The 11522-nt window shown below is 37.3% G+C and carries 9 protein-coding genes; 2 read left to right on the forward strand and 7 right to left on the reverse strand.

The genetic code is table 11. From position 1 onward, the window contains the following. Nucleotides 1-53 precede the first annotated feature (53 nt). The 5 genes from PQ474_RS12265 to ezrA all read right to left on the reverse strand — a co-directional run bounded on the left by PQ474_RS12265 (nucleotide 54) and on the right by ezrA (nucleotide 6466). Nucleotides 54-1649 carry an amidohydrolase gene (locus tag PQ474_RS12265; protein WP_273843549.1) on the reverse strand — a complete coding sequence of 532 codons (1596 nt, stop codon included), beginning with the start codon at nucleotides 1647-1649 and terminating at the stop codon, nucleotides 54-56. 255 nt (nucleotides 1650-1904) lie between these two features. After that, nucleotides 1905-2111: an alpha/beta-type small acid-soluble spore protein gene (locus tag PQ474_RS12270; protein ID WP_273843553.1), complete on the reverse strand. Its 207-nt coding sequence runs from the start codon at nucleotides 2109-2111 to the stop codon at nucleotides 1905-1907. Between the two features lie 151 nt (nucleotides 2112-2262). Continuing rightward, nucleotides 2263-3465 carry a tRNA uracil 4-sulfurtransferase ThiI gene (thiI, locus tag PQ474_RS12275; RefSeq protein ID WP_273843556.1) on the reverse strand — a complete coding sequence of 401 codons (1203 nt, stop codon included), beginning with the start codon at nucleotides 3463-3465 and terminating at the stop codon, nucleotides 2263-2265. Beyond that, nucleotides 3462-4604 (reverse strand): cysteine desulfurase family protein, encoded by a 1143-nt coding sequence (locus PQ474_RS12280; RefSeq protein ID WP_273843558.1) that lies wholly within the window; start codon nucleotides 4602-4604, stop codon nucleotides 3462-3464. The genes thiI and PQ474_RS12280 overlap by 4 nt, the downstream gene beginning before the upstream one ends. 176 nt (nucleotides 4605-4780) lie before the next feature. Continuing rightward, nucleotides 4781-6466, reverse strand: coding sequence for a septation ring formation regulator EzrA (ezrA, locus tag PQ474_RS12285; RefSeq protein WP_273843561.1), 1686 nt, complete (start codon nucleotides 6464-6466; stop codon nucleotides 4781-4783). Nucleotides 6467-6742: 276 nt separating this feature from the next. Between ezrA and hisJ the strand changes: the two genes are divergently transcribed. Then, on the forward strand, nucleotides 6743-7576 hold the full coding sequence (gene hisJ / locus PQ474_RS12290; protein WP_390185801.1) for a histidinol-phosphatase HisJ: 834 nt from the start codon (nucleotides 6743-6745) through the stop codon (nucleotides 7574-7576). On the opposite strand, the gene refZ is transcribed toward hisJ, so the two are convergent. Further along, the gene (gene refZ, locus PQ474_RS12295; protein WP_273843567.1) at nucleotides 7556-8203 is read right to left on the reverse strand and encodes a forespore capture DNA-binding protein RefZ; all 648 of its coding nucleotides are present in this window, start codon (nucleotides 8201-8203) and stop codon (nucleotides 7556-7558) included. The genes hisJ and refZ overlap by 21 nt on opposite strands. Before the next feature lie 221 nt (nucleotides 8204-8424). Between refZ and PQ474_RS12300 the strand changes: the two genes are divergently transcribed. Further along, nucleotides 8425-8904: a GAF domain-containing protein gene (locus PQ474_RS12300; RefSeq protein ID WP_273843570.1), complete on the forward strand. Its 480-nt coding sequence runs from the start codon at nucleotides 8425-8427 to the stop codon at nucleotides 8902-8904. 52 nt (nucleotides 8905-8956) lie between these two features. Here PQ474_RS12300 and PQ474_RS12305 read toward each other — a convergent pair whose 3' ends face one another. Beyond that, nucleotides 8957-11179 carry a sensor domain-containing diguanylate cyclase gene (locus PQ474_RS12305; RefSeq protein ID WP_273843573.1) on the reverse strand — a complete coding sequence of 741 codons (2223 nt, stop codon included), beginning with the start codon at nucleotides 11177-11179 and terminating at the stop codon, nucleotides 8957-8959. Between the last annotated feature and the right edge of the window lie 343 nt (nucleotides 11180-11522).

The following is an 11522-nucleotide window of genomic DNA, read 5'->3' on the forward strand; positions in this document are numbered from 1 at the left end:
AAAGTTTTATTATCATAAAAGCTCAAAAGGAATTTTCCCTTTTGAGCTTCTCGTTATTCACTTTTCTTATACATGATTGAATTATCGACAATTGTCATGCCAACATTTGCATGGACAATATCATCCGGTGCTATTGTAAATAGATTTTGATCTAGAACAGTAAAATCAGCAACAAAGCCTTCTCTAATTTGTCCACGCTCATGCTCTTTTTCAATGGCATAAGCACTGCCACTTGTGAAAAGCTGTACAGCTTCAAATGGGGTCAACTTTTGTTCTGGTACATATCCCTCATGTTCTTCTCCTACACTTTTTCTTGTGATAGCAGCATGGATTCCAAGCAACGGATCCGCCGGTTCAATTGGCGCATCTGATCCACCTGCACAAGGTAACCCCGCTTGTAGTAAGGTCTTCCAAGCAAAAGAATATTGGATTCGCTCTTCCCCTAACCTTTCTATCACCCACGGGAAGTCTGATGCAACAAACCTTGGTTGTAGGTCCAGAATGACTGGTAACTTCTTCATTCTTTCAATTAAAGAGGGATCAGCGATTTGTACATGTATTAAACGATCTCTGCCTTCTTTTAACGGGTAACGTTCTAATGCAGTCAATGTCATTTCAAGAGCTCCATCCCCAATGGCATGAATCGCGACAGGCCTATTTTTTGCTCGGGCTTGTTTTACAAGTTGTTGCAAACTTTCTTCTGTATGTATAGCTACACCTGAAGTAGAGGGGTCATCTGTGTACGGTTTTCTTAAATAGGCAGTTCTTCCACCTAATGCTCCATCAGCAAAGATCTTCACAGCACCAAGTTCAAGATATGAGGTGACCTCTCCTTTTTCATAGCCTTCTGCTTCCATTTCTGCTATCGCTTCGTGGTGAACAAGCAGATGGGCTCTAAACTTTCTCTTTTTCCCATCAATGACTTTTTGAAACTGACTAAACGTTTGTTTAAATCCTCCATAATAGTGTAAATCCTCCGTATGCCCACCAACTAGGCCCACTCGATATAAATCATCTACCGCTACTTTTAGCGCTCGTTCTACATATTCATCTGATACCTTTGGCATGACCGCTTTCACTAAATCGGCTGCCGTATCAAGTAAATAGCCCGTTGGTTCACCAGAATCATCTCGAACGATTACACCACCTTCTGGATCTTTTGTCTCCTTTTTAATACCAGCAAGAGCAAGTGCTCTACTGTTAACAAGCGCAGCATGACGACAAATCCTTGTTAAGAACATAGGATTTCCGTGAGATATTTCATCCAATTCTTGTTTATGAAAAATCTTTCTATCTGAAAAATTATTCTCATTCCAACCTTCCCCAAATATCCAGTCATCCCTTTTTGTTTCAGTAGATGCTTGTACTAGCTTTGTCTTCATTTCTTCAGCCGCTTGGATACCGGATAAATCCAAGCGAATTAATTTTTCACCATGTCCAACCATATGTAAATGACTATCAACAAATCCAGGATAGATAAATAACTGTTTCAAGTTGTGTCTTTCTCTAATGGAATCTGCGTATTTTTTTTCTAATGTGTCCTTTTTTCCAACCTCAGTTATCCACCCATTTTCTACATAGACAGCTTCTACAGTCTCGTGTTCATTTTGCATCGTAAAGAACGTTCCATTATACCAAAGTGTTCCCATAGCACTTCCTCCTTGATTAAAAGACAACCTCTCTCGGTCTAGGTCACCAAAAAAGGGTGCTCTCTACCTTTAGTAGGCCTCTACTTCCTTCAAATTCGTTTTTTTCGTTGTCTTTCTTTTAATCGTGCCAGAATCATAAAAAACATGCAAATGATAGTTAAGAATGTATGAAAAAAAGATAACGTATCATAATAATTTCGTCCCATAAAAAAAAGAAGGGTGACAAGTCACCCTTCTTACAGCCATTTTATACAATTATTGTTGGTAACCACCCATTTGTTGTTCAGCCATTTGTACTAGACGCTTAGTGATCTCTCCACCAACTGAACCGTTAGCACGAGATGTTGCATCAGCACCAAGTTGAACACCAAATTCAGAAGCGATTTCATACTTCATTTGATCTAGTGCTTGTTGTACACCAGGTACAAGAAGTTGATTTGAACTGTTGTTGTTGCTTGCCATGTTAATCACCTCCTTCTGTACTCATAGAATGAGTTTTTAGAGAGAAAAACATGCACTTAGATTATTGGTAATTGTTGAGAATCCTAGACTAACAACAAATAAACCGCTTCACAGCAAACCTCGTACTCTTAATGAAAGAGTTAAAAAGATGCTAAAAAAGATGATCAACCTCTTTATTAATCGGAGTACTACTCGTTAAAATCATCTTTTCTGTACGAGCAACGGCATCATTAATGTACTTATCCATTTCAAGGAATTGTTCATATTTATTTGCTTGTTCACGCTTTGGTCTTGTTTTAGAGTCTGGTGGCAAAAAGATCGTACAGCAGTCTTCAAAAGGCAGAATCGATGTGTCGTACGTATCAATTTTTTTAGCAATACTGATGACTTCTAACTTGTCCATAGTAACTAATGGACGAATGATCGGCAAGTTCGTTACCTCATTAATGGTGTTCATACTGTGTAGGGTTTGACTTGCGACCTGACCTAGGCTTTCCCCTGTACCTAATGCTAAAATACCGCGATCATTGGCTATTCTTTCACTAATTCGAAGCATGACTCTTCTCATAATCGTCATTTGCAAATTACTTGGTATCTCCGAATGAATGTGCTTTTGAACATCTGTAAAAGGAACCAAATGTAACGTAACACTGTTACCAAATTTTGTTAGGGCCTTTGCCAAATCAATTACTTTCTGCTTAGCCCGCTCATTCGTATATGGAGGACTATGGAAATGAACCGCTTCAATCTTAGCTCCTCGTTTTAACGTGAGGTAACCAGCAACAGGACTATCAATACCACCTGACAACAATAATAGAACTTTTCCGCTCGTCCCTACAGGTAAACCACCGGCTCCTTCATAAGAAGCAGAAGTGATATAGGTGGCTGTTTCACGAACTTCCACACGAATATCTACATCTGGATTATGAACGTCTACGGTAATGCCTTCTGTATGAGCTAGCGTATATCCACCAATTTCACGATTCAATTCCATCGTATCAAGTGGGAATGGTTTATAGGCTCTTCTAGCTGTAATTTTAAACGTACGGGCATTCTTTTGACTTTTTAAGACTTCAAGTGCCCCTTTTTGCATCGCTTCGAGCGAGTTTTCTACCTTAAAAGCTAAGCTAAACGAGTGAATCCCGAAAATATCCTTTAATTTCTCAACAACCGGTTCTGGATTTTCGCCATTTAACTCAATCATAATTCTTCCGAACGTACGCTTAATGCTTAAATTAGCAATCGGCTTCAAACTCATTTTAATATTTTGCAGCAGTGCCTTTTCAAAAACGGAACGGTTCTTTCCTTTTAAAGCAAGCTCTCCAAACCTTACCAAGATATGATCATAAATCATGAATTAACGACCTCCAATAATTCGGGAATAATCTTTTTCAATTCATTAAATAACACATTCAATTCGTCAGCTGTCGTATCAAAGCTGAAGCTAACTCGAACTCCCGAATTCGCTCGGTCATGCTCTAAACCCATCACAGAAAGAACGCGGCTTGGTGCTGATAATTTAGATGAACAAGCAGATTTCGTAGATACATAGATCTTTTTCGTTGTTAGTGATTGAACAATGACTTCCGGTTTTGTACCAGGAATTGAAAAATTAACAATGTGAGGGGCAGATGCATGGGTTGGACTATTAATCCAAACACCCTCAATTGTTTTTAACTGCTCGATAAATTGTTCCTTTAATGCAACTAAATCATTGATTTTACTTTCTTTGGCCTTCGTCATTCGTAATGCTTTAGCCATTCCGACAATTCCAGCCACGTTTTCAGTTCCAGCACGTAATCCATTTTCTTGATCGCCACCTTGAAATAAAGACTCCACTTGAATGCCTTCTCTCACAAATAGAAACCCATTTCCTTTCATTCCATGAAACTTATGCGCTGAACAGGTACAAAGGTCAATCCGTGCCTGACGAAAGTTTAAGGGGACTTTCGAGATCCCTTGAACATGATCAACATGGAAATAGATTTGTGGATAACGAATCAACATCTTCCCAATATCCTCAATTGGTTGGATCGTTCCCGTTTCATTATTCACATGTATGATCGAGATGAGTGTAGTATCTGAGCGAATTTCCGCCTCCACTTGCTCGACGCTCACTCTACCGTTTTGATCGACTGGTAAATAAGTGATTTCATATCCTTCTTGCTCAAGTTGACCAAATGCTTCTTCAACAGAGGCATGTTCAACCTGTGTCGTAATCAGGTGCTTTCCTCGTTTTTGCTTCGCACGAGCTGCTCCTTTGATGGCTATATTATTCCCTTCTGTTCCACCAGAAGTGAAAACAATCTCCGTATTTTTAACATGAAGTAAATCGGCGATTCGATTTCTAGATTCTGTCATTAAACCCTCTGCTTGCATTCCCAGAGAGTGTAGAGACGATGGGTTCCCAAAAAAATTGGATGCAACAGCCGCATAGGCGTCCACCACTTCTTTAAATGGTTTTGTGGTTGCACTATTGTCTAAATAAATCATCTCATTCCCCCCATTCGAACTCATTGCACCCATATATGTTAGCACAAAATGCTTGAATATCAAGATGCAGAGCCCAGATTACCAGTTATTCACCAAAAACAATAGCCAAAATGCCGTTACATTTGGTCAAAAAGAAAAAGGAGCAGCTCTATTTTAAGAGCCAACTCCCTTACTGATTAGGCCGTTACATAGCCTTTTACTATGTCTAATACATTTGGTTCATATTTCTCAATCACTTGAACAGCACACTGCACTGCCTCTTCGTATTCATATTGTCTAAACAGTAATTCCGCCTCAAGTAATCCAGCTGCGACTGAATCCGAACTGCTGCGATAGCGATTTCCATACTGAATAACATTTTCAGCTAACCGTGCCAACTCAATCGTTTCTTGAATGACCTCTTTGTTTTTGACAACCAATTCTTCAGCTTCTTTTACTAAAATATTAATTCTACCCATTTCTAAAGGCGTTTTCTCTAAATGATCAGACGCTTCGATTAGTTTTTCTTCCACATCTTTCAACTGATTCAACGCTCTTTCAGGTAACCCCGGTATATTGCTCTTCTTAAGAGTACGGTGCAATTCCATCATCGTTTCATGAAGAGTTAACAACATTTCCTTTGCTTTTCTTTCATCTTCCCTTAGCTCAAACAACGTTGCTTTTTCCTGTTCAATCAATTCGTCCATTTCTTCTAGCTCAGCTTGCCATTCATCTACCATCTCTCGAATAGACGTGTACGTTTGTTTTTGTTTATCCGAGATATCGTATAAAACATATAAATCATTCGTTAAGTCCACTACATTTTCACTTAATTTCTTTTGTGAGTCCAATTGCTGTTTGGAAACAAAGTAACTTTGCTGCGCGTCCAATGTTTCGCTAATTAGCGTATCCACTTTCGTTTTTACTTGCATGACTTTCTCATTTAACTCATTTAGCTTAGCTTCCACATATAATTTGGAGTCTACCTCTAAATCCAAAGTATCATACAACTGCTCGATTTGATTCGAAAATTCAACAAGCTTATTACTTGCCCCTTCACATTTAAGGTCAACCAAATCAACCTTCACTTTTTCTAATTCAGATTCAATCTGCTCAAGTCTTGAATCTAAAGAAAAGGCATCGAGCTGGTAACCTGCTTCTTTCATTTCCTCAATACCAACACGAATTTCATTTAATTCTGCAGGTATTTTTGTTTCTACTTGAACTAAAAGTTTAGGATATTGCTCAACCAGTTCTTTTAATTCATTAATTAAAGTATTGGCTTCGACAAGGTGTTCTCTCGCTTGAAGATAGCTCCCATCTCCAGTCGCTTGATCAAATAAATCAAGTAACTCGTTTATACGATCTAACTTATCATCAATTAACGGAAGACCTGCTCCTAATGAGCCTCTCTTTTTAGTAACCATTGTAGAAATATCTTTATAAGCAACACGTACTTCATCTATTTCCGTACGGTTTTGTTCCTCACTTTGAACAAGTTGCTCTACTTCCTCCAACAACTGTTTGATCTGCTCTTCAATTCCGTTTAATCGTTTTTCCGTAATATCAATCAGCTGTTTTGCTTTTTTAAATCGATTTTTTGCAGCAAGATCCTCGATATCAAAAAGGCGTTCTTCGATATCTGGTAAAATTCCACTGACTATCTCATCCCACTCATTGCGCCAAGTCTCGAACTTTTCTTCTGTTTGCCCAGACATATGTAGTCGTTTCACTTTCCCAATTTCCTCAGGAACATCACGATTTAAAATTCCATTTTTCCATTCCTCAAGCCGATCGACTTCTTTGTATATCCGTTTGCGCAACATTGAACTAACAAGTATAAAAATAGCAATAATTGCTACTATTGAAAAAACCACATACATTTTTAGAGGACTCCCTTCTTCTGCTCGTTTATTAGTTGTTGTGAGGTCCTGTGCCTTAACATAATTGAGCTTCTTGTTGTTTCTGCAAAAGAAAACAAAAAACCTCTATTTTTGACAAATTTATTTAAATTTTTTACGATTTCAATAAATCTTATGATACCATGAAAATGCTAGTTTGTATGCTTTTTTTCCAGTTTTTAAGGATAAAGATAGGCTAGATTTTGTTAAAATGTTACATATAAAAAAATCTCATTGAAAAGAAGGGATCAATACATGATACATGATGGACATATCCATACACCTTTTTGTCCTCACGGTACAAAAGATTCGCTTCATAAATATTGTGAAGCAGCCATTAAACATCAATTAACCGGAATCACATTTACTGAGCACGCTCCCCTTCCTCATTCATTTGTTGATCCAACGCCCAATCAGGATAGTGGTATGAAGTGGTCTGATTTAGATATGTACCTAAAAGAAGTAAGCGCACTGAAAAATGAATACAAAGGGTATTTAGATATTTTAGTCGGTTTAGAAGTAGATTACATAGAAGGATTCGAAAAGGAGACAACCTTATTTTTAGATGAGTTTGGACCCAAGTTAGATGACAGCATTTTATCTGTTCACTTCTTACATATTGATTCTCAATATGTATGTTTAGATTACAGCCCCGATGTTTTTAGGCAAGCATCTGTTTTACTTGGCTCCGTGAACTCTGTCTACACCCTTTACTATCAGACCGTTTTAAAATCCATACAAGCTGGTTTAGGTCATAACAAACCGACCCGTATTGGCCACATAACATTAGCGCGAAAATTCCAGAATAAATTTCCTGCTTCCCATTCGTTCATGACCGAATTAATGAGCATTTTAACGGAAATCAAGAAAAAAGGATATGAGCTCGATTACAATGGTGCTGGAACGATGAAACCACTTTGTAAGGAACCCTACCCTTTTAAAGAAGTCATACAGGAAGCCATCAATCTTAACATCCCACTTGTTTACGGTTCAGATGCCCACCAAGCTTCAAGCTTAATGAATGGATACGATGAATTGCTCCCCCATGCTGAACTTGTAAAACCTGTTAAACTAAGATATGGATCTTGGTAGCAAAAAAGCTGGAGTAGAACTGAAATCTTCCACACAAAGCCAAAGATCAATCCAACTTCTGACATGTCTCATGTACTTTTCAATGAAGTACGGTTCTGTCGTCGTAATTTGATACAGTTCACTTAAGTAATGAGGAGATAAGTAAGGCATCGTAATCATCGTTCTTAAATGAATCACAACAAGATCGATCGGTTGCTTACGAAACTCTCCTCTTCTCATCCCACTGCGAATGATTTCCTCAAGGTCATGTTTTTCTTTTCTTAAGTAAGTAGACATTAGCTCACGTACAAGCATAGAATCGAATGTCATTTCTCTATGAACCATTCTTGCGACATAATGGTGGGAAGATTGATATTCAATCAAGGATTTAACAATTTCGATTAATTGCTCCTTAACAGAACTAGAAGTTCTCTCTAACTCGGACTTAATAACATGGAGGTAGCCTTCAAGGAATTGAGTCATTAATTCTTCGTATAATCCTTTTTTACCACCAAAATGATAGGAGACAAGGGCAACATTGACGTTTGCTTTATTCGCGATATCTCTAACTGAGGTACCATCAAAGCCTTGAGTGTGAAACAGTCGGACAGCAGCATCAAGTATCTTTTCTTTTTTCGTTTCCTTCATTATGGTATCCCCCTTTTTCTCATACCTAATCGTTTCGTGTCTATCAGCTAATTTCCTCTAATTATCGCTCGACAAAATCCCTCTTTATTTAGACATTTTTCTTATCATTCTTACATTAAGATGTTTTTTAGCTTAATCCTTCTAAGGATTTGTCGTTTCTAAGCTGATTCATGTAAAATGGCTATTGTACACTTTTACTCAGAAAAGAGAGGGAAAAACATATGTTTCAAACAGAGTTATATAAAGGATCACTAGAAGAAAAATACGAAATCGTAACGAAACAATTAGATGCACTTCTTGTTGGAGAACATGATTTAATTGCGAACCTCGCCAATGCCAGTGCTTTATTATCTCAATTCTTAGATCAAGTAAATTGGGTTGGATTCTATCTTTTGAAAGAGGGCGAACTAGTTCTTGGTCCATTCCAAGGTTTGCCTGCTTGCGTACGGATTCCCGTTGGAAAGGGAGTCTGTGGAACAGCCGTTGTGAAAGATGAAACCATGATAGTTCCGGATGTCCATAAATTTCCGGGTCATATTGCGTGTGATGCCGCATCAAGATCTGAAATTGTTATACCGATTCGCCGTAACGGGAACATCATCGCTATTTTAGATATAGATAGCCCAATCCTAGATCGCTTCTCAATGGATGAAAAGGGTTATTTAGAAAAATTTACTCAAGTACTCGAAAAACACATTTAAAAAAATAGGGCAAACTTTAGGTGTCTACCTCCTAGAGTTCGCCCTATTTTATTTATACATTAACAACCACTCGGTTTTTACCAGACTCTTTCGCTTCATACAAACCTTGATCTGCTTTCTTAAACAAGCTTTGTAAATTCGTTTCCTTGTCATTTCGATTCCAAGTCGACACACCGATGGAAACGGTGACACGAGGACTAGTTTCGATTTCAACCGCCTTTAAAATCCGTTCAGCAATTCGACTTCCAATATCAACGGACATCTTTGGCAAGTATATAGCTAATTCCTCACCACCCCATCTAGCAGCAATATCCAAGTCTCGAATGTTTCTTTTTAGGACATTCGCAACCTGGATAATAATGTCATCCCCTACTTGATGGCCAAACGTATCATTTACTTTTTTAAAGTTATCAATATCAATCAGTAAAAAAGTTCCATTTAAGTCTTTCATTAAAGATTCTTGTATACACTCATCCAAGTAATTTCTCGAGTATAAACGGGTTAAGTGATCCGTAATGACTAGTCGTTCAAGCTCTTCATGTAGCATAGAGTTCGTTAATGCCAGTGTGGAGTGATGAATGAGCGACTGTAACAATTTAAAGTGATCAAACGTAAATTGATAAGGTTGATGATGTACAGCAATAGCCATTCCTTTTAATTCTTTACTATGGATCATCGGAACTGCCAAAATGGAATGATATGTTTCTAGCTTAATCTCTTCCTTAAGCATCGTATCTCCAATAAAGACAGCTTCTTTTTCCTTTTTCATTTTACGAATAAACTCATCAAGAAGTGTAATGGTCCTTGCGTCACGAAAAAATGCAGAGCTTCCTTCTAATACTAGGGACTCACCATTCGGTTGAAAAATGACGAATCCTACTTCCTCTGCACCAAATGATTCTCTAATTTGATGAGTCATGTAATTAATCGTATCGGTCAAACGTAAATTAAGATTAAGTTGATGCGTGGTTTCATTAATTAATTGCAAATCGTTAATTAACTTTCTGGATTGTTGATACATTTCAGCATTTTCTAAAGCAATTCCACCCGTATCAGCGAGCATTTCAATGAAATCAATTTCCTGCTTTGATAAATAGGAATTCGACTGCGTTTCAATTTCCATCACTCCATATACGCCTTGTTTTCCTCTAAGTGGCGCAAACAGAAGCATGTTATTTGTTTTAACAGCCTTTTCAATTAAGATCCGCCCTGTTACGTAAGCATTTTCTGCCAATCTATTGCTGCTATCAGTGCCATACTTGAAAGGCTTAATAGGCAACGTTTCTTTCACTTTCCATTCTTGTGAAAGCAATAAATGTACACGGAACCCTGGATTGGCTAGATTTAACGCTTCAATAATTTCTCCTAGAAGTTCACCTATATCCATCGTCGAATGAAACTTCTTAGTTACTTGCATGAGTATATTTCTTCGCTTCTCATCTTTCATTGCAAATTCATATGTATAACCCTTTTCAAAGAGCGGTATTAAAGTCGATAGTCCGGCATCTAATTCTTCCTTTTTTCTAAAAGCATCTTCATTCGACCTAAAGGCAAACATAAATAAAGAAACCATTTCACTTTCTATCTTTATAGGAAAAATGAGGTAAGATTTACTATCATTTTTAAACAAAAGGTGGCCATCTAGTATGAAGGAGCGCTCATCCTTCCACTTTATTTTTGTTAATTCAATTGTTTCAGCTTCACTTAGGTCTATTTGAGAAGAAAAAAGAGGTACAAACTTTTCTCCCTTTTTTTCTAAAACGAGAAATGGGTGAGGGTATTTTCTTTCTGTCAGCTTATTTACGAAGGTTTCTACTAGTTTTTTGAATTCAATTTGGTAATTTACTGAAATTAATAATTCGTGCATTTCAACAAATGGAGCTGGTCCTATATTTAACTTAGAAGATAACCCAAGTGCGATGCCTTCCATTAGAAGTTGGACATCTTTCATATGGTCTGTTTGAGAAACAATCGCCCCTAAAAATAATTCCTTCTCGCTTACCTCATCAGTAACTGGTGATATGAATTGAACACAATCCTGATAGTACTTAATTGTTTCACAAGACGTAAAATCCTTCTCTAAGTATCCCAGTGCGTCTACTAATGTTTTTGGTAAATAACCCACTTTAGAAATAGAGTGGACTTTATCATTTGACGCAATAAAAAATATCGCTGGCTTAAATAAGGGTGAACCTGTCTGAATTTTTCTAACGACTTCATGTAACAATTCTTGATATTCAACATTGCTATACTCCATACTTATAAACTTGTTCAATTCAATCACCACCCATCATGTTAACGATAGTATAAAATACCTATAATTTACTCCGTATTAAAGTCATTCAATCACGTTTATCAGGTATAATAAAGCCTTTTTTCTTATAATGGATTCACCAAAGCACAAAAATCGGATTTTTTAAAAAATATTATAGGACTATATACATCTATTATAAATCAACTTAGTCTATATTACTATGACAATACATTAGCATTGCATAAATAAGTATCTCTATTGTCAATCGAATTGTTTCGTTGAAGGTTAAATCAGAAAGAATATTCTGATTTTACCGTAGTGGACCTAAGTGAAAAACGGACAACACTGATGTGTGCGGTAGTCC

It is taken from the genome of Halalkalibacter alkalisediminis (assembly GCF_028610705.1).
Taxonomy (GTDB): domain Bacteria; phylum Bacillota; class Bacilli; order Bacillales; family Bacillaceae_D; genus Halalkalibacter; species Halalkalibacter alkalisediminis.

Coding starts and splice junctions, on each gene's coding strand:
- PQ474_RS12280 (WP_273843558.1), bottom strand. CDS start 4,604: ATGATTTATTTAGACAATAGTGCAACCACAAAACCATTTAAAGAAGTG.
- thiI (WP_273843556.1), bottom strand. CDS start 3,465: ATGATTTATGATCATATCTTGGTAAGGTTTGGAGAGCTTGCTTTAAAA.
- ezrA (WP_273843561.1), bottom strand. CDS start 6,466: ATGTATGTGGTTTTTTCAATAGTAGCAATTATTGCTATTTTTATACTT.
- PQ474_RS12265 (WP_273843549.1), bottom strand. CDS start 1,649: ATGGGAACACTTTGGTATAATGGAACGTTCTTTACGATGCAAAATGAA.
- PQ474_RS12300 (WP_273843570.1), top strand. CDS start 8,425: ATGTTTCAAACAGAGTTATATAAAGGATCACTAGAAGAAAAATACGAA.
- refZ (WP_273843567.1), bottom strand. CDS start 8,203: ATGAAGGAAACGAAAAAAGAAAAGATACTTGATGCTGCTGTCCGACTG.
- PQ474_RS12270 (WP_273843553.1), bottom strand. CDS start 2,111: ATGGCAAGCAACAACAACAGTTCAAATCAACTTCTTGTACCTGGTGTA.